Raw genomic sequence first — 19,099 nt, 5'->3', positions numbered from 1 at the left:
GCTACGTCTCTAAATAGTTTTGGTGCGGGTGGAGGGACTCGAACCCCCATGCCTCGCGGCGCCAGATCCTAAGTCTGGTACGTCTACCAATTTCGCCACACCCGCAAAATCTATATCTTCCGTTTAAGGGACTGCAAAAGTAAGGAAATGGAAATTAAATAGCTGAAATTATTTTTTAGCTTTCCTAGGCAACTCTACCCTAATCACTGTCCCATGATTTAATCTCGAACTAAGAACATAGATTTTGCCATTAAAATACTCTTCGATAATACGCTTACAGAGCGATAGACCCAATCCCCAGCCTCGTTTTTTAGTCGTAAATCCAGGTTCAAAGATTTTTTCAATATCCTGGGGTGCTATTCCCTTGCCGGTATCGATTACATCAATACAGACTTGAGTTTTTTCTAGTTTTGTTTCAATAGCTATTTCGCCCTCATGATGAATGGAGTCGAAGGCATTCTTTACTAAATTTTCTATGACCCATTCGAAAAGTTCTTTATTAATTTCTACAAACAAATCAGGCGGAATATCTTTTAACTGAAAGTGCACTTTCTTTGACCCACGCTTTTTGAGGTATTCAAAACAAGTGGTCAGTATTTCGTGGAGATTGATTCTATCTAGCTTGGGCTTGGAACCTATCTTAGAAAATCTGTCTGCTATTAACGATAGTCGGCTGACATCCTTTTTCATTTCAATGACTACATTTCGCTGTGTCAGTGGTAGAGCTTCGTTCTCATTGAGTACCTCTAGCCAAGCACTTAGAGAGGATATAGGCGTGCCTAGCTGATGTGCCGTTTCTTTCGACATGCCCACCCATATTTGGTTTTTTTCATACCTTCTGACATTGCGTATAGCAGCAAATGCCAAAAATAAAATAGCTGCTAAGACAGAATATAAGACTACAGGAAACCATTGAACAAAAGACGCCAGGTTCGAACTTTGATAATAGAGGAATTTTGTATTGCCTGGCTCTATATCCAGAATTATAGGTTCATGAGAATTGGTTAGCTCTTCCAAGTAATCTTTAAATTTCTGACTATTTGCCTTGATTTCTTCTGGAATATTACTTGACTGAATTAGCTTTCTATTTTTATCTAATAAGACAATGGGCAACAAGGAAGCATTGTTAGTGATTTCACTGATAAACTGATCACTAGATTTATCGATCACCGTCGATATATTTTGATAGATTATAGATTCTTTGTAGAAAATATAGTTTTTTTTATCGGAGAATACGACTTCTATGGGCTTATATTTAAAGAAATCAGGATACTTAGCTTTATCTAATACAATTCCCTTTTGGACATTTTTATCTATATTTTTAAAATCCGTAATGACCAAGTTTTCATCTGTTTGAATCAATGGAATCTGATTATTGAGGGTAACAATACTTAGAAAAAGTGATGTTGTATTTTCATTGTGATTTTCATTAGCGAGTAGCTGAGTCGCCCTAGAGGTAATTTCCACCTTTTTTCTTTCCTCTTCTGCTAGTTTTAAAAAGATTTCGTTGGATAGTTTTAAAATTTTGGCTTTTTCCTCTATCGCCTTAGCCCACAAAATCACCTGAGCTTGCTCTTGCATTTTTATTCTCTCGGCTATCTTATTTGCATAAAAAATAGATACTGCGGCGAATACCACTATAGCCAACATGAGAGTAATCTCACCCTTGTTTTTTGTCTTAAAAAATCTAGTCAGTTTATTCAAAAGTGAAATGTAAAAATATTATAGATATGGAATTCATACCATTAACTAGCAACTTATAACTAGTAACTAGTAGCTCGCAACTTATTTTGTATTCTCCCAGTCCGAGGTTTTTTTCGATAAATCCTGAACAAATTTAAGCATATCTTCTTTTGCGAATGGATTGCCTGTTGCTTTGCAATAATTTTCTACTTGCTGGAGCAAAGATTGGAAAAAGAAAGAATGCATTTCATGGGTCTGCATATCTTCTGTCCATAGCGTTAAATTAAGTGATTGAGAGGCTACGGGATCCCAAATATTGAGCCCAAAAGCTTTAGCGTCTGTTAATTGATTCACTTCGCTATCCGTGGCTTTCCATTTGATGTCCGTAGGGATTTTATCATCATTCAATCCTACCTTTATACTTATTTCTGAATAATTCATCTATTTAACTTCTAATTTTTTAGCGGGAGCTTTTTTCTCATCAATAGCAGCAGGAGAAGGCTCATATTTATTGACCGGTGATGGTGCAGGTTTTTCAGAATTCATTTTGTTTTCCAAATCATCTTCATCTAAATTATCATATTTTGTTTCCATGACATCCGACGGGATTTCCGATTCTACAATTTTAGTCAAATCAGCACGACCAGCAGCACCAGCACCCCAGCCTTGATATTTACTGCAGTCTGTAATGATCGTTCGCTTCGTAGAATCTAATTTTGCGAACTTAGCGTCTAATAGCTTTCTATAAGAGGAATCTTTGTCCTTGGCTAACTTACCAAAAAACTTACCCCAAATAGGAAGAGCCATAGAGGCTCCCTGACCCAATCCTGTGCTTCTAAATCGCACTAATCGATCGTCGCAACCCACCCATACACCAGCTATCAATCTAGGTGTAAGTCCTATAAACCAACCATCGGCATTGCTCTGTGTCGTTCCTGTTTTACCGCATATTTCCCCTTTCAATCCATAGGTGCCTCTTAATCGTTTGGCTGTCCCTTGGTCTACCACGCCTTTCATCATCTCCTGCATGACGTAGGCTACTTCAGGTCGAAAAGCCTCTTTAAATGTCGGATAGGATTCATAAATGGTGTTGCCATTCATGTCATCAATATGAGTGATAAAAATTGGTTTATTATAAAGACCTTCATTGGCATATGCGGTATAGGCTCCCACCATTTCGAATACGGATATTTCAGGTGTCCCGAGACATATAGAAGGATAAGGTTTCAATTTGGTATTAGTATCTATTCCTAAATTTCTGCATAACTTAATCACTTCGTAAGGTCCCACTTCATACATCAGTCTAGCCGACACCGTATTGAGCGACTTTGAAAGAGCCTGAGTCAATGTAGGCGAACCTCCATATCCACCACCAGAATTTGAAGGACTCCAAGCCGCTGCCAACTTCCATTTAGGATTTCCCGGACGAAATACGATGCGAGCATTAGGCACTCTATGACAGGGTGAATACCCTTTCTGGTCCACAGCAGCAGCATATAAGAAGGGCTTGAATATAGAGCCTACTTGCCTTTTAGTACCCGGATTGACGTGATCATATTTGAAATGGTCAAAATTAGCGCCACCTACCCAAGCCTTGACATAACCATTTTCAGGGTCAATCGCGAGAAAACCAGCTTGCAATATCATGTTATAATACTTCACGGAGTCCCATGGCGACATTTCTACTTCTTTATTTGGATTGTCATAGGTCCAAATCGTCATTTTGATGGGCTTCTTAAGCTCTGCATAAATAGAATCATCCTCCATACCAGCAGCCTTGAGGTCTTTGTATCGCTGTGTTTTCTTTATATGGCGCAAGAAAAACGAAGGTCTACTGTACCATGGACTGCTGCCCGCCCAGTGACTAAACATCAGTTTTTGATAGTATTTCAAATGCTCCTGCACTGCTTCTTCTGCATAATTCTGCATTTTGAGATCTATCGTAGTGTAAATTTTGAGACCATCGCTGTAAATATCATAAGAACTGCCATCTTTCTTGGGGTGTTGCTGAAAATAATTTTTGAGATATTTTTTCAAATAGCTTATGAAATATGGAGATAAATCATCAGTATAGAAGTCATTATTAAAATTCAGTTTTATAGGCTTAGATTTATACTTTTCATAATCTTTATCAGTAAGAAATCCGTATTCATGCATCTTGCTCAAAACTACATTGCGTCTTTCTTTAGAAGCCTCAGGATGTACACGAGGATTAAAGGTATAGGTAGCCTTGAGCATACCTACCAGGATTGCAGCTTCATCTACCGTGATATCTTGGATTTTTTTATTAAAATATGTCTTAGCTGCGGCTTTGACACCATAGGCATTATCACTAAACTCCACAGTGTTGAAATAAGAAGAAATGATTTCATGTTTCGTGAAATTTCGCTCCAGCTTCACGGCAATAATCCACTCTTTAAATTTTCTAAATACGAGTTGAATACCATTGACCCTACCTCTTGGGAATAAGTTTTTAGCTAATTGTTGTGTTATCGTGCTTCCCCCGCCTCTATTGCCGGTGGTGAACATGCCTTTTATCACACCCATAATGGCCTTTGGGTCGATACCTGAGTGTATATAAAAGCGAGAATCTTCAGTGGCAATTAATGCATTGACTAAATGTGGCGGCAGTTCTTTAAAATTGCAGGGAACTCTATTGTGTGTATATATCTTGCCTATCATAGTGCCATCAGCAGCATAAACCTCGGATGCCATGTGGCTTTTTGGATTCTCCAATTCCTTAATGGATGGCATTTCTCCAAACAATCCAAAATTGAGCAAGGTAAAAAATAGTATAATGGCTAGAAAAAAACCTCCTATCCATTTCCAATGAATCTTTCGCTGTTCTAAAAATTTCATATCTCTAGAGCAAATATAGATATTATGCTAAAATTCTTTCTTTATTTGCTTAAAGAAAAGCAATATACTACCTTGAATAGCTACTTAGAGCGTCCTTATAAGTTTTAAATAATTGAAATTATTGAAATTTCAATTAAATTTGTAACTGTGAATTAATAAATAAAGCACTCATGGTCAATAAAAATGTATTATTAGAAAGGTCACTGGAATTTGGGGTGAAAATAGTAAAACTTGTGCATGATGTACGAATTCAAAAAGAAGAGGATATATTGACACGTGAGGTATTCAAAGTGGGTACAAAGATTGGAGCCCGACTACGTGAGGCTGAATTTTCTGAAAGTCTAGAGCATTTTGTCAACTGCCTGCAGCGAGCTCATCTCAAGGCTATTCAGACAGAGTTTCATTTAGAATTAATGCTCGGGGTCGATTTAATAGACAAAGAAACTTTTCAAAGTCTTCAACGTGAAACGACCATCTTGAGAAAATTGATTGATACGAATATCAAGACCGCTAAACAGCGATTCAAATAAAATTTCCTTAAACTAATTCTTTTTAATAAATAAAAATTTAGTTTTGTGACTAAAATAAAATTACAATATGTCCAATTTTGATGTAGTAGTGATAGGTTCTGGTCCCGGCGGCTATGTAGGTGCTATTCGATGCGCCCAGTTAGGTTTTAAAACCGCTTTGATTGAGAAATACGAGACCCTTGGAGGGACTTGCCTTAATGTGGGCTGCATTCCTTCTAAGGCCTTGCTCGATAGTAGCGAACACTACTTCAAAGCGCGCAAAGAATTTGAAGAACATGGCATTATGACGGGAAAGCTCAGTCTCGATTTCCCGAAAATGATCAGCCGAAAAGCGAATGTGGTGGATATGACGGTGAAGGGGATAGATTTTTTGATGAAGAAAAATAATATTACCGTTTTGCGAGGAGTAGGAAGTTTTGAATCGGCTAATAAAATAAATATCACAGATAAAGATGGCAACCTCTCGCAGATAGAAACCAAATATACTATAATAGCGACAGGTTCTAAGCCAGCGAGTCTTCCATTTATTAAATTAGATAAAGAACGTGTCATTACTTCTACCGAGGCTTTGAGCTTGAAGGAAACACCTAAAAATTTATTGGTCATTGGTGGTGGAATCATAGGATTAGAATTAGGATCGGTCTATAATCGATTGGGGTCTAAAGTGACTGTAATCGAGTATGCTGATAAAATAGGCGGAGCTATGGATAGTGAGGTCTGCAAGGAGTTGCAGCGCGTCTTGAAAAAACAAGGTATGGATATTCAAACCTCTATGAAAGTAAATTTTGTGGAGCGAAAAGGAAAAACAGTTACGGTAAAAGCCCTCGATAGTCAGGACAAGGAAGTCGTATATGAAGGAGATTATTGTCTCGTAGCGGTGGGTCGCAAGCCCTATACGGAGGGACTAGGTTTAGAAAAAATAGGTATAACCCTAGACGACCGTGGTCGAATACCAACAGATAAAAATTTGCAAACTACCTGCGCCAATATTTATGCTATTGGCGATGTCGTAGCTGGACCTATGCTTGCTCACAAGGCAGAGGAAGAGGGTGTATTCGTAGCTGAACTTTTAGCTGGACAAAAACCACACTTGAATCATCATTTGATACCCGGCATAGCTTATACTTGGCCAGAAGCAGCAGGTGTGGGCAAAACTGAAGATGAGTTAAAAAAAGAAGGTACTCCATACAAAGCCGGTAAATTTCCGTTCCGTGCCAGCGGTAAAGCCAGAGCAGCAAATGATATCGACGGATTTGTAAAAGTACTAGCTCATCAAGAAACGGATGAGATACTCGGCGTGCAGATGATTGGTGCTCGTGTAGCCGATATGATTATGCAAGGAGCTATAGCTATGACATATCGGGGATCGGCAGAAGATGTAGCGATTACTTGTTTCGGCCATCCTACATTTTCAGAGGCGTTTAAAGAGGCAGCTTTGGACGCTACGAGCAAGCGGGCGATACATGTATAAATAGTGAGAAGTGGTCGGTCGTCAGTGGACTACAGACATAGAACAGGGTATTCAAATCCGTTATTTTTTGTATCTTTGTATTAACTTAAAACTATAGAACATGGATTTAGTGTTAGAAAAAGAGAAAGCTAAAAAATTTATTGATTCTATTCAGGATGAATATTTTATTAAATATATCTCGAGTCTTCTTTATAACTATGATGCAAATAAAAACCTCGATCCTCATACCGAAGATGGCTTGAGAAATAGATTGAGTCAATCAGTGAGAGACTTGGAAGAAGGAAGAACTGTTTCTATGGAGGAGATGAGACAAAATTTAGCAAAATGGAAGAAATAAGCATAAGATTTGCTCAATATGCCCAATTTTCTCTAATAGAAATTTATAATTATTACTGTGAAACAACAACAGAATTAATAGCAAGTCAAGTCTATTCAAGAATTCTTGACGCTATAGATGATCTGCTAGTTAATCCTTACTTAGAGATTAACGAACCTTATGCTCCTGATTTTAAATTTATTTTATGCTATGATTATAAAATTATATTTAAAAGATTCGAAAATGTAATACTAATAGCCGATATATTCCATACATCACAAGACCCAAGTAAAATACCTGAACATACAAAAGTTTAAACTTTATGGTTCAAGTATTAACCTTTTTGAAAGGACTATTTTCAGAAAAACAACGAGAAATTATTCGTTATTGGCTCTATTCTATTCCCGCTTTTTTTTATCGTAATAATCTCACTAAACTAGCCAAGTTGTATGGTACAGATAAGTATGAACATGGCTATACCTCGATTTATCAAGACTACTTTCATGAAAAAAGAAAGCAAAAACTCCGCATTTTGGAAATAGGAATAGGAGGCGGAGAGAATACGAAGTATGGAGGAAATTCCCTAAAAATGTGGGCGAAGTTTTTTCCTAAAAGTAAAATTTTAGGAATAGACATCTACGATAAATCACTACTCGACTATAGGCAAATTAAGACCTATAAAGGCAATCAATCTGATGAAAAATTTCTAGCTCAATTCGAAAATTTGGACATTATCATTGACGATGGGAGTCATGTTAATTCGGATATCATCAAGAGTTTTGAAACTTTATTCCCTCGATTAAATGTGGGAGGATATTATTGCGTGGAAGATACGCAGGTTTCGGGTCTTCCAGAATTTACTCAGGCAAGTCACCCAGATGCCCTGTCCTATTTCAAACACTTGAAATTAGACAATGCACAACTTTACTTTTATGCAGGATTAATTATAATTCATAAAGAAGCTCTCTAGCTCCCCAACTGTTGAAAGGTATTTCCTTCATTTAAGGACTGAGCCTTAAAACCTCTCATAAACCATTCCATACGCTGCTCAGAGGTGCCGTGTGTAAATGCATCTGGGACAACATAACCCTGAGACTCTTTTTGAAGTTTATCATCACCGATAGCATTCGCCGCCTCTAGGGCAGAGCGAATGTCGTTTTCTGTTAATTTTAAATTGCCGGCACGACGAGCCCAATAACCTGCTAAAAAATCTGCCTGCAATTCCAGCATTACACTCAACCTATTGCCTTCTGCTTCGGAAACTTGCTGGCGCATGCGATGTATTTTCGTGGTAATACCCATCAAGTCCTGCACATGATGACCCACCTCATGAGCTATGACATAAGCCGGTGCGAAATTTCCTTTCACCCCGAACCTGCGATTGAGTTCATTGAAAAAAGATAAATCGAGATAGATCTGCTTGTCTGCAGGACAGTAAAACGGTCCAGAGGCAGCATGCGCACCACCACAGTCTGAGACCGTTTGACCAGTAAATAGCACCAATCTGGGCTCACGATATTGCATACCTATTTTTTGAAATTCTGTATTCCATACATCTTCTGTGCTCGCTAAAATTGTACTAGCAAAATCCCAACCTTCATCCTTCACGCCATTCGCATGGCTTGGTGCTTCTTGATAGTCACTCACTTGATTGCCACTTCCCATCTGCAAAACTTGCGTAGGGTCACCGCCTAGAAAATATACAACAGCAGCTATGATTATGGTGCCTATGCCAAGACCTCCTGCTATTCTTCGGCCACCACCACCGCCTCTTCGGTCTTCTACATTAGTGGATTCTCTATTTCCTTGCCATTCCATTTACTTATAATTTTAGTACTACAAATTTATTCTAATTTTTTGTGACTGCATTCAAAATATTTAAATATTTGTTTTCATTAGCCTTGTGAGAATATTTATTCATAAAATCCAATCTCGCTTGCTCACCTATCTTTCGTCGTAAAGATTCATTAGCAGCCAATAATCTCAGAGCCAATAACCATTCATCATCAGAATTTTTCACAAGTATCCCATTTACGCTATTCTTTATCACTATACGATTAGACTCATTGACATCCGAAGCTATACAAGGTAGACCTGCAGCAAAGTATTGAATGAGTTTTCCACCAAATTTACCTTGACTCCAAATGGCTTCTGGCAAAGGATAGATGGCTATATCTATTTCATTAAGTATTTCATTTTCTTGAGAGGCATTCCATTCCTTGTTGATTAGTTCCACACCTTTCAATCTAAAATTTTTTGCCCCCATGGTTATCATTCGATAATCCAATTCCTTCGCTAAAGACTCTAGCGCTGGCCTTACTATCTCTAAATAAGCTTCCGTCGTGTGGCTACCCACCCAACCTATCGTCAGTTTTACTTTCTCATTATTGAGAAATGGAAAAAAAATATTTTCATCTAAACTAGGAGGTATAGCATGTACATGCTGATTATATTGCTGACTGAAATGAACTAAATAAGGTGTTGTAGTAATAATGGCATCTGCATTTTTCATAAGAAAAATAGGTTTGTTTTTGCCTTTCAATTTTGCTATCCATGCATTCGCTTCGCTTGAGTTTTCCATAAAAACAAGGTCGTCTATATCATAGATAATTTTTCTGGAAAATAGTCTATATAGCCGCTCGAAAAATGGTGGCCCGAAAGGTGTGACCCAAAGATGAATATACACTACATCATAAAACGGAAGTCTACATAACAGCCATATTCTCGACAAATAACCTAATACGGTATGAATAAATTTCAAAAAAATATGACCTGATTTATAGACCACATTCCACATAGCTATAGACTGGAAACTATCATGTGTTATCACGTAATCATTTTCTTTGAAATAGTCATAGTATTGCTCGAACTTCAAACGCTGCGAAGGCGCTTTGTCAAAGGGATATGGACAAACAAATAGTATTGATTTCTTAGTCAATGGCTATACATTTCTTATAAACAATTTCGTAGGATTTAATTCCTTTTTCCAAACTCGCATAATCCAAAGCTCCTTCTCTCAACTTTTGTTTTTGAAAATTCGTAACATCTGTTTCGCTTACTAGTTTTTTATAATTCACTTCACATAGATTCTCTATGACATAGCCAGCTTGGTATTTCATAACCAATTTGTCCGTATCACCCACTCCCGAATTGCATATAAGAGGGATGCCCATAGCCATAATCTCTGCTTGCTTGGTAGGACTGGAAGCTAGTTTGGAGTAAGTAGGTCTAATAAAAAATAAGGACAAGGAAGATAGAGCTAGCAAATTCGGCACTTCATTTCGCTGTCCTGGTTGAATAATAATATCATTTGTCAAGCCTCTTTTATCAGCTTCCATCTTGATTCGTTCGTGCTCGTCATGCGTGATAAAGAGAAATTTAGCTTGTGCATATTTCCCTTTTAAAACCTTAAAAAAATCGAGCATTTCTTCGAGCATATACCAGGTGCCGATAGACCCCAAATATGATACTACAAAATCCTTTTCTGAAATCTGCAATTGTTCTCGCCAAGTTTGTAATTTTTGATTATCCAATTTTGAATAATCAAACAAATCCGTATCCGCGCAGCAAGGAATCACCGTAATATTATCTGCAAGGCCTCGCATATAATCCCACGATTGAATTTCTTTTTTGCCCCGCTCTGTAAGGCTTATGGTATGGTCTGCATTTAAGAAAAACTCTCTTTCTTTTTTCTTGAAAAAATTATACACTACTCGATAAATCGGACTTTGAAGATTCCATGCACCCGCATCCACTTTTTCATCGGCCCAGAGTCCGCGCATATCAAATAAAAACTTCAAGCTATATCTCCGTTTGAGAGCCAAGCCAACCAAAGCCGATATATAACCTCGACAGTGAACCAATGAAAAGTTTTTTATTTCTTGGAGTTGATATGCTTTTTTTTGTATTTGGTTTATGTCCCAAATAGTAGATATTATCGGTGGAGATTTATGATAAGTCAGAGGATGCCAGTCAATATTATTTTCCAAACATATTTTTTCAATGATATTTTTATTTGCCTCAAATCTTTCAGGTTTTTCGCAACTAATCAAAGTGAATGAATATCCCTGCATAGATAATCCACATATATAAGGTAGCACTTGACTCTGACCTAAGGTATCTGTCATGCCATCATAGGAGATATAGAGTACTTGTCTAGTCATGATTTAAGTGAGAAATTGAGCGGCATGAATGGCCGTTATATTTTTTTCTTTTTGATTTGGAATAGTATCTTGTGTAATGACAAATGAATGTAGTAGCGGTTTGTCTAGTATTTCATCTAAATTTCTCAAGTGTCGATTATCAGTATGGTTATAATTGGCGGTCATTTTTATTTCAAAAGCATAATAACCTTGCGGTGTTTCTATCAGCACATCCACTTCTCTGCCATCGTTCGTTCTCAAATGATAGATATGGGTATCCAACTGCAAGTATTGCAGCTGCTTGTACATTTCAGCTACAATAGCAGATTCAAATTCGCTACCAGACAAATGAGGATTCACATTGCCTACCACAACTCGCTGTATGCCTGGATCCAAATAATGGACTTTTGGCATTTTAGATAATCGTTTGAGTTCGTTTTTGTGCCAAGGCTGCAATATCAATACTTGGTAGCTCATAGACAAATAGTGTAGAAATCGCTGTGCTGTGCTCGGTGTAACGCCCACCTGCCGGGCCAGTGAGGAATAATTAATCAAATGACCTGTAGATATGGCGGTGGCTCTTTTCAGTGAGGTAAACGGTTCCAAATTTTTAAAATCAGCTAAATCTCGAATATCTCTTTCTAGATAGGTCTTAATATAGTTTTTAAGCCATTTTCTTTTGTCATTTGCACTCAATCCTTTAGCTACAAGTGCTGGATAGCCACCAAATTGAAGGTAGAAATCATACACTTCCATTATAGGCGAAAAGTTTTTTTGAAATCGAAATGGTATAAAATTCGGAATATTCTGACCAAGTATTATATGTTGGAAATGAGAATATGCAACCTTATCTTCCCAGCTTGTGGTCATCAATTCAGGCAGTGTCAGGGGATATAGTTCCTCAATAATACATCTTCCAGCCAAGCTCTCTTTCACATTCTTCAAGAGCATGAGTTGGCTCGACCCTGTGAGAATATAGCGTTGCTCATGACCCATGTCATTTGCAGCTTTGATCATTTCTACAACTTCTGGGCATTTTTGCACTTCATCTACTATGACATGGTCATAAGCTGCGAGCCACTGTGCCGATGACATAGCTGTTACCTCTTTTCTCAGTAGAGGTTCGTCCATATTGATATAAGAATAATGTGGAAAAAGATGCCGAAGCAGTGTAGTTTTACCTACTTGTCGTGCACCGGTGAGCACCAAGATTCTAGTCAATGGCGAACTAGATAGAGCCTCTACCAATTTGCCTTCTAATCTAGATTTTCTATTCATTATAGATTGCTTGATTTATTTTGAGGCAAATATAGCGTATAATTATTTATCGTATCATTAATTTTACGCTCAAGTTGTAAATGATATTATTAATTTTACGCTCAAATTAATAATACAATTGTTGTTTATACGCTCCAATAACCTATAAATGCGCTGGGAAATTTATTTCATCCATTTTTCATACCACATTTGAAACATAAGTATATTCCACAGCTGGGTCATATATTCTTTTTTACCTGATTGATAAAGATACAACCATCGCTGCACCAAATCTGGGTTGAAAATGCCTTGCTTATGAAGATAATCTTTGTTTAGATAGGTGGCAAAGTATTCTGATAATTCCTTCGCAAACCATTCATCTATAGGGATAGCAAAACCAGCCTTGGGTCTATCCATCATCTCTTTTGGGATATAGCGATGTACGATTTCTTTCAATAAATATTTTTTATGGCCATTTCGGATTTTATAATGATTAGGTAATTCCGCTACCCACTCTATGATATTTTGATCGAGAAAAGGTTCTCTCCCTTCTAGCGATACACTCATGGTAGCCCGATCTACTTTGGTCAAAATATCATCAACCATATAGGTCTTATAATCTTTCGCCAAAATCCTATCGAGCAAACTCAATATATCCGAGGTCTTTTCATCGAAATAAGTCCAAGGTTCTTCGATATCAGCTAACACTAATTTCATTAAACTCTCATCGTCTATGACACTACACATAGCCTTGAGATAATTGGTGGCATTAGCTTCTTTGATAAGCTTTCTAGCTTTATTGTAGCGCTGACCTATGAGTTTTTTATCCTTGAGAATTGGAATTTTTTCCGGTGCGAATAAGCCCGAAGTATGATAGGCGAATTTCCGAGTAAACTTAGGTAAGCGACCAAAGGTAGTATCCATACGCTGAATGATAGGATAGCGATTGTAGCCCCCGAATATTTCATCCCCACCATCTGCACTCAAAGCTACTATCACAGACTTTCTTGCCAATTGACTCACTAGCATAGTAGGTATAGCACTGCTATCCCCAAAAGGTTCGTCATAATAGTAGGGCAGTGTAGGCAAGATTGCTTTCGCCTCATCGATAGTACAATAATACTCCGTGTGATCAGTCCCTAATCTGGCTGCCACATCCTTGGCAAATGGGGCCTCATTATATTTTTCTTCATAAAAACCTATGGTAAAGGTCTTAATTTTCTGTGTCGCATCTCTCTGTAATAGAGCTGCAACCACGCTGCTATCATAGCCACCACTGAGAAATACTCCTACGGGTACATCGGCCACCATGCGGTAATCAAAAGCCTTCTTCAATACTTTTTCTGTTTCTTCGATAGCTTCTTGTTCTCCAATATCAAGTTTAGGTTTGATGTAGGCGTCGTTAACATTCCAATAATTATGAGGGTTGAGAGTTGAGAGTTGAGAGTTGAGGGTTGAGAGGGAAAGATTGAGATAGCATCCTGGTAGTAGCTTGTAGCAGTTTTTAAAAATACAATGTGGTGCAGGTACGTAGCAGTACTTGAGAAATAATGCTAAAGCATCCATATCTAATTCCTTTCTGAATTGTGGATGCGGATGAAATGCTTTCAATTCGGATGCGAATAGAAATAATCCATCCTGCCAATAATAATATAAAGGTTTGACTCCCGCACGGTCTCTATATATATGTAAGGTATGCTCCAAACGATGATAGATGACAAAGACAAACATGCCGATAAACTTATGGACAGCCTCTTGACCCCATTCTTCCCAAGCATGCAGCATAACTTCTGTATCGGATTGGGTGGTGAATGTATGACCGAGTATTTCTAACTCTTGTTTAATTTCTCGAAAATTATAAATCTCTCCATTGAAAACGATGACCCAATCTTTGTAGTATAGCGGTTGATTGGCATGAGAAGACAAATCTATAATCGAGAGGCGACTATGTCCCAAACCAAGGCAAAAATTATCATTTTGCTCATAAAAAACTCCATTCCCATCAGGTCCTCTGTGATGCATTGTAGCCAGCATATTTTGCAATACACTCTCACTGCTATTGCTATGGAAATCTATAAAGCCTGTGATGCCGCACATAGTGGTATTCTAATTAAGTCTTCTATATATTTTGTAAAACCACTGTATCAAATTCTTCTGATTCGGAAAGTCCTTATAAGTCATAGGTGGCAGAGACAGATAGTATTCTAATTCATCTACTGAAATCCCAAACTTTTTGGCTATATATTCTTTGTCCGTAGAAATGGTTTCGGAATTATACGGCAACTCTTTTAATTTTTCTAAAGCCTCATTTCTCTTCAACTGTCCTGATACAATCTGAGAGGAATATGTCGCTCGGCGATAGTCCATGTTGTACTTGGTAGGCATAACATACGATTGCCAAAATGCAGTGATTTTGGATTCATGGTGCTTCCCGCCATAATCTTTCCAGTCAAATTCTTTCTTTAAAAATTTTCTTGCTTCATCTTTGTTATAATCGATGATATTTAGCGGGTACAAGGTTTTGATATTACATATAAATTTATAATATATTTCACCTAAAAGACCCACCACAGGAACCTTCTTTAATGGTAGTTTAGAAAATTTCTTGACTATATGCCTATACAAATAAGCATCTTTCATCACATGATAACCCCAGGTCAGCGGCAAGATTCCTTCGCCACTATAATTGCCACCAGAGATGATAAAAGGAATATTATATTTAGATGCTGTCTGATAAAGACTAGCTGGGATAGCTATATCGGTGGGTATTTCCAAATCTACAATAGAGGACTTAAGAAAAGCCAACTGTATCTCTCGAAACTCATTCCAGTCCAGTACATAACTTATATAATCAAGGTTGAGTTTCTCTACTATATTTTCAATATTGCGCACAGCTATCTCAGAATTCCAGCCATTGTCCATATGCAATAGGAGGGGTCTGAGGCCCCATTTATGACAGAGATAAGCGGTATAACAACTATCTACACCTCCACTAATACCTACAATACAATCATATTGTTTACCTTTTCCCTTTACACGTTGAATGAAATTGTCGAGCTTTTGTGATGTATGGTCTTTCTGATAGCGTGGCTGTTGTAGAATTTTTGAAAAATCGGTACAATGATTACAGGTTCCATTTTCATCAAAAACGATATCTTGGTCAGTGGTATCCATGACACAGCGGTTGCAAATTTGATAGTCTTTTTCTAAAATCTTATTCAAATAAGTCGCAAGGATAGATGCTTGGTGCTCTCTCGTGTACATGCAAGCATCTGTCCGACGATCCATGTTAAATACAGCTTCACCATTTAACTTCCTAGATATAGCTTCTGAAAGATTTATGTAGCAGTCCTCTTCATAAGCGAACGCACATCCTGAATGCGTGGATAAAATAAAATTTTCTATTTCTCCTTTGTCTGATGGAAAATGTAACATAGGTTTACCCAGATTAAAATAATCAAAGACCTTTACAGGAATAAAACTATTAAATTCTCCATATCTAGTCACATACATAAAATCAGCTATTTGCAATTGTTTATGCAATTCTTCGACTGATATTCGTGGAAAAATACGACATAAAATGTTGTTATTCTCAAAAGACAATTTTACCTCTTCAGCTAACTTATCATCTTGTATTCCATAGAATTGAAATTCTATTAACACCTTGTCTTCAAAAACCTTTCTGACCATATCTAATACTCTAGCTATAGGTGAAAAATCTTGATTGGGATAAATAGAACCACTGTATGCTAAAATAAACTTAGTGCCATCTAATGGTAAGTCTAGCTTAGAAATCGAAACTGGCTCAAAACCATTCATCACTGTATATCCCTTCTTAGATATGTAGTGCTCGATACGCTTTACCCAATCTTCAGAAACACTTATAAAACAACTACTATTGCTAATATATTTTTTTTCAAGATATGAATTGAACTTAAAAATAAATTTTTCTAGTAGGCTAGTGTAGGGATAACGCCGAAAAGCCGTCCATTCGTCTCTATATGAAGGTATCCAATGAATGTATGGAAACTCCTTTTTCAGTTTATATCCAAAATGGAAGGATTCAAAAGGACTACCTGAAATAATGAGAGCTTGAATATCCTTGTCGTCTTGCAGTAGTTTTCTTGCCTGTGAATAAAGATTGGCATAGGGTAGAGCCGATATCCAAAAACTAGAAACTATCAGTTCTATAAATGTCAGTACGCGACGCAAGGATGTGCAGAAAAAACAAGTTTTGAGAAATAATTTATCTCGCCATGATCTATGATAAGGCATATAATATTCCTCATGCGTTTCAAATACATGGTGCTTCATAGTATTATCTATGACTTCTTCGTAAGTATTCGTTTGATTTTCATTCCAGTTTCGAGTGACTATGATAGGATAATAACCAAACTTATGCAAATGCCTAGCAAAAGAGGCTATGCGCTCGGCGCCTACAAAATTGGCTGGTGGGTAGTAGTAAGATAATAAAAGTATTTTTCTCATATCTGAGTCAGCATTTTTACGAACTCTTTATAATTTTCTTCTGCACTAAAATTATTCTTCCAATTCTCATATGAGTAACTTCTTTTGCTCTCTATGCTTTCTTGGGGACTTGTTAAATATTCTGTGATTGCTTTAGCAATATCAGAATTAGTAGCTTCCGCAGGAAGTAGAAGTCCATTCTCATTATTGACTATTTCTGAGCAACCTCCTACGTCTAGAGCTAATACTGGAATACCAGCAGACTGCGCCTCCATGATACTTACAGGAATCCCTTCTGAAGTACTGAGATTTATAAAAAGATCTACATAGTTTTCAGCATAATATTTTAGAATTTCCTCATTGTTCACATTTCCTTTGAACTCTGCACTTAGATTAAATTCATTTGCCAAATTTTCTAGTTCAGCTCTTAATGGTCCGTCACCAAAATGAACCCAATGAAAATTATGTAATTGGAGACTGGCTAATACTTCAATAATACGATCTACTCTTTTTAGTGGTATCAAACTACTGCAACTGCAAATAATGCGCGCATTGTTATTCTTTGCCGACAAACTAGTATTTGTGTTTAAGGTTCCTAAATGTGAAACAATTATCTTATCATGGTAACTAAAATCAGTAAGTTCACGCAGCTTACGTGCACCATATTCCGAAATACTAATTGATTTATCTAAAGTAGAAACTAAAAAATTCTTATAAGGAAGATAAGCTGGCTGGTGCCGGGGATAGTCTAGATCCCAACCGTGACCTCTCGCTATTGCCTTTATTTTATATTTATTTTTTATCAAACAGAGAGCTAGTGCTTTCGAATCATGCCAATAGGAATAAAAAATAGTCTGATTCATGTCTATTGAATAGTTGCTGCAATATTTAGAAATATCACTAGCTATGCAGGCAGCTTTCATAAAATCGGCTAGTAGAATCTTGAAGTGAAGAAAAGTTGACTTGTGCTTAAATCGCATTTGTACACTAAAAAAATCCTTCCAAACTTCTTTAAACAACAAAGCCTTGAGAAGATATATTGTCCTATGCAAGCTTTTAAGGTGCATCGGATTCCACAAGACGAGGTTAGCTGGAAATGGTCTTGCTATAACGCTATCTTCCTCTAGTGAATAAACATAGATAGTCTCATATAAATGACTTAAAAGCTCAACTTCCTTATCCAAAAACAACTCACCAATCCCAAAAGGGTAAGAGTCTGTAAGAAGAATTAAGTTATTTCTTTTTTTCAAGCATTGAATGATAAAAGTCCAGTAAACTTTGAATATAATTTTCCATGCCAAATTTTTTCGAATGTTCTATTGCATTTTTCGATAATTCCGCATACAAAACAGAATTTTCAATAATATCGCAAATTCCATCAACAAAATCAGTAGGACTATCCGTTTTGATTATTAAACCATTTTTCTTATGCACTATAAAATCATTGTCTGGCATACAATTGGTTGTTACAATAGGTATTCCATAAGAATTTGCTTCAGCAAAAACTAGCGGTAAACCTTCATAGACAGAGGTATGAATCAATAAATCAGCATTCTTATAAATAGAATCCATGTTATTCATGAGCCCACACAATTGTACATTTTTTGCAAGCCCCTCTTTGTGAATCAACTCTTTACAATTATCCAGTTCTAATCCAGTACCTATCATTTTTAAATGGAAGGGTATGTCTTTGTATCTAAGTAATTTTGCTATCTGAATAGCTAACTGTGGTCTTTTAACATCTGTGAATCGTCCCACCCATATCATTTTTACGATTCTACTCACAGAGGTTCTTGGTTCTAGATTCTTTGGTAATGGGCTTGCATTCGGAATTATTTTTACTTCTCCTATTCCTAATCTATCATTATGCAGTTTGTAGGCTCCAGCAGAGCATGCGATAAAATTCGTTTTAAATTTTTTATATTTAGAATATATCCAGCTATACTCATAAAGATTTGTCCACATGGGCTTTTTGAATATTCTCTTAAATAAAAAACCATTATATTCCTCTACTATACTATTTTGTAGATGTGACACATAAACAGCATCCTTATAATAGTAAGTATGAGCAAAAATATCTGCATGAAATAAATGACTATGAATTATATCTGGTTTGAATTTATGAATGAACTCAATATACTTATGATTTGTAACTATATTTCTTCTTATTAAAGAGAATTTAATTTCACACTCTCCACCAGCTAAAATGACACGATTATCTAATTCATCTTGAAATTCATTATCCATTTTCATTAAAAAAATAGCAACTTTGAATTTTTGATCTTTAACTAATTCGTTACAAATGTTAACGAGCATTCTCTCTGCCCCAGCTTTCTTTAAAGATTGTACAACAAATAATATTTTCAATTTAAGA

Annotated in this window: 16 protein-coding genes and 1 tRNA gene; 5 read left to right on the top strand and 12 right to left on the bottom strand. The window is 36.7% G+C overall.

The window, feature by feature from the left end; translation table 11 throughout:
- Positions 1 to 20: 20 nt before the first annotated feature.
- The 4 genes from JNL75_08215 to JNL75_08200 all read right to left on the bottom strand — a co-directional run bounded on the left by JNL75_08215 (position 21) and on the right by JNL75_08200 (position 4,542).
- Positions 21 to 105: transfer RNA gene (locus JNL75_08215), tRNA-Leu, on the bottom strand.
- A 63-nt stretch (positions 106 to 168) separates the two neighbouring features.
- Positions 169 to 1,704 (bottom strand): HAMP domain-containing histidine kinase, encoded by a 1,536-nt coding sequence (locus tag JNL75_08210; protein MBL7789792.1) that lies wholly within the window; start codon positions 1,702 to 1,704, stop codon positions 169 to 171.
- Between the two features lie 81 nt (positions 1,705 to 1,785).
- Positions 1,786 to 2,124 carry a hypothetical protein gene (locus JNL75_08205; protein MBL7789791.1) on the bottom strand — a complete coding sequence of 113 codons (339 nt, stop codon included), beginning with the start codon at positions 2,122 to 2,124 and terminating at the stop codon, positions 1,786 to 1,788.
- Positions 2,125 to 4,542, bottom strand: a complete 2,418-nt coding sequence (locus JNL75_08200; protein MBL7789790.1) for a transglycosylase domain-containing protein — start codon at positions 4,540 to 4,542, stop codon at positions 2,125 to 2,127.
- Positions 4,543 to 4,712: 170 nt separating this feature from the next.
- On the opposite strand from JNL75_08200, the gene JNL75_08195 reads away from it, so the two are divergent.
- The 5 genes from JNL75_08195 (at position 4,713) to JNL75_08175 (ending at position 7,829) form a co-directional block, all read left to right on the top strand.
- Positions 4,713 to 5,072 carry a four helix bundle protein gene (locus JNL75_08195; protein MBL7789789.1) on the top strand — a complete coding sequence of 120 codons (360 nt, stop codon included), beginning with the start codon at positions 4,713 to 4,715 and terminating at the stop codon, positions 5,070 to 5,072.
- Positions 5,073 to 5,139: 67 nt separating this feature from the next.
- Positions 5,140 to 6,543, top strand: coding sequence for a dihydrolipoyl dehydrogenase (gene lpdA, locus JNL75_08190; protein MBL7789788.1), 1,404 nt, complete (start codon positions 5,140 to 5,142; stop codon positions 6,541 to 6,543).
- A 100-nt stretch (positions 6,544 to 6,643) separates the two neighbouring features.
- Entirely contained in the window at positions 6,644 to 6,880 is a 237-nt protein-coding gene (locus JNL75_08185) for a hypothetical protein (protein MBL7789787.1), read from the top strand.
- The gene (locus JNL75_08180) at positions 6,868 to 7,176 is read left to right on the top strand and encodes a type II toxin-antitoxin system RelE/ParE family toxin (protein ID MBL7789786.1); all 309 of its coding nucleotides are present in this window, start codon (positions 6,868 to 6,870) and stop codon (positions 7,174 to 7,176) included. The genes JNL75_08185 and JNL75_08180 overlap by 13 nt, the downstream gene beginning before the upstream one ends.
- A gap of 5 nt (positions 7,177 to 7,181) precedes the next feature.
- Positions 7,182 to 7,829, top strand: a complete 648-nt coding sequence (locus tag JNL75_08175) for a hypothetical protein (protein MBL7789785.1) — start codon at positions 7,182 to 7,184, stop codon at positions 7,827 to 7,829.
- On the opposite strand, the gene JNL75_08170 is transcribed toward JNL75_08175, so the two are convergent.
- From JNL75_08170 to JNL75_08135, 8 genes are all read right to left on the bottom strand, one after another.
- Entirely contained in the window at positions 7,826 to 8,677 is an 852-nt protein-coding gene (locus JNL75_08170) for a neutral zinc metallopeptidase (GenBank protein ID MBL7789784.1), read from the bottom strand. The two genes, JNL75_08175 and JNL75_08170, sit on opposite strands and share 4 nt — an antisense overlap.
- Before the next feature lie 31 nt (positions 8,678 to 8,708).
- Positions 8,709 to 9,797, bottom strand: coding sequence for a glycosyltransferase (locus JNL75_08165; protein MBL7789783.1), 1,089 nt, complete (start codon positions 9,795 to 9,797; stop codon positions 8,709 to 8,711).
- Positions 9,790 to 11,022, bottom strand: coding sequence for a glycosyltransferase (locus JNL75_08160; protein ID MBL7789782.1), 1,233 nt, complete (start codon positions 11,020 to 11,022; stop codon positions 9,790 to 9,792). Before JNL75_08160 ends, JNL75_08165 begins: the two co-directional genes overlap by 8 nt.
- 3 nt (positions 11,023 to 11,025) lie before the next feature.
- Positions 11,026 to 12,279: an ATP-binding protein gene (locus JNL75_08155; protein MBL7789781.1), complete on the bottom strand. Its 1,254-nt coding sequence runs from the start codon at positions 12,277 to 12,279 to the stop codon at positions 11,026 to 11,028.
- 162 nt (positions 12,280 to 12,441) lie between these two features.
- On the bottom strand, positions 12,442 to 14,355 hold the full coding sequence (gene asnB, locus JNL75_08150; protein MBL7789780.1) for an asparagine synthase (glutamine-hydrolyzing): 1,914 nt from the start codon (positions 14,353 to 14,355) through the stop codon (positions 12,442 to 12,444).
- Positions 14,356 to 14,364: 9 nt separating this feature from the next.
- Positions 14,365 to 16,746 carry an N-acetyl sugar amidotransferase gene (locus tag JNL75_08145; GenBank protein MBL7789779.1) on the bottom strand — a complete coding sequence of 794 codons (2,382 nt, stop codon included), beginning with the start codon at positions 16,744 to 16,746 and terminating at the stop codon, positions 14,365 to 14,367.
- A complete protein-coding gene (locus tag JNL75_08140) occupies positions 16,743 to 17,975 on the bottom strand; it encodes a glycosyltransferase (protein ID MBL7789778.1) in 1,233 nt (410 codons plus the stop codon). The genes JNL75_08145 and JNL75_08140 overlap by 4 nt, the downstream gene beginning before the upstream one ends.
- Entirely contained in the window at positions 17,959 to 19,092 is a 1,134-nt protein-coding gene (locus tag JNL75_08135; GenBank protein ID MBL7789777.1) for a glycosyltransferase, read from the bottom strand. Before JNL75_08135 ends, JNL75_08140 begins: the two co-directional genes overlap by 17 nt.
- Positions 19,093 to 19,099: the final 7 nt, after the last annotated feature.

The organism is Chitinophagales bacterium, from assembly GCA_016787225.1.
In the GTDB taxonomy this organism is placed as follows: Bacteria; Bacteroidota; Bacteroidia; order Chitinophagales; family JADJOU01; genus CHPMRC01.
This window is presented reverse-complemented; position numbering and strand designations above follow the sequence as displayed.

Excerpts from the sequence above, each read along its gene's own strand:
- JNL75_08185 (MBL7789787.1), top strand. The coding sequence starts at position 6,644 with ATGGATTTAGTGTTAGAAAAAGAGAAAGCTAAAAAATTTATTGATTCT.
- JNL75_08195 (MBL7789789.1), top strand. The coding sequence starts at position 4,713 with ATGGTCAATAAAAATGTATTATTAGAAAGGTCACTGGAATTTGGGGTG.
- JNL75_08175 (MBL7789785.1), top strand. The coding sequence starts at position 7,182 with ATGGTTCAAGTATTAACCTTTTTGAAAGGACTATTTTCAGAAAAACAA.
- JNL75_08180 (MBL7789786.1), top strand. The coding sequence starts at position 6,868 with ATGGAAGAAATAAGCATAAGATTTGCTCAATATGCCCAATTTTCTCTA.
- lpdA (MBL7789788.1), top strand. The coding sequence starts at position 5,140 with ATGTCCAATTTTGATGTAGTAGTGATAGGTTCTGGTCCCGGCGGCTAT.
- JNL75_08200 (MBL7789790.1), bottom strand. The coding sequence starts at position 4,542 with ATGAAATTTTTAGAACAGCGAAAGATTCATTGGAAATGGATAGGAGGT.
- JNL75_08170 (MBL7789784.1), bottom strand. The coding sequence starts at position 8,677 with ATGGAATGGCAAGGAAATAGAGAATCCACTAATGTAGAAGACCGAAGA.
- JNL75_08205 (MBL7789791.1), bottom strand. The coding sequence starts at position 2,124 with ATGAATTATTCAGAAATAAGTATAAAGGTAGGATTGAATGATGATAAA.
- JNL75_08160 (MBL7789782.1), bottom strand. The coding sequence starts at position 11,022 with ATGACTAGACAAGTACTCTATATCTCCTATGATGGCATGACAGATACC.
- JNL75_08155 (MBL7789781.1), bottom strand. The coding sequence starts at position 12,279 with ATGAATAGAAAATCTAGATTAGAAGGCAAATTGGTAGAGGCTCTATCT.
- asnB (MBL7789780.1), bottom strand. The coding sequence starts at position 14,355 with ATGTGCGGCATCACAGGCTTTATAGATTTCCATAGCAATAGCAGTGAG.
- JNL75_08145 (MBL7789779.1), bottom strand. The coding sequence starts at position 16,746 with ATGAGAAAAATACTTTTATTATCTTACTACTACCCACCAGCCAATTTT.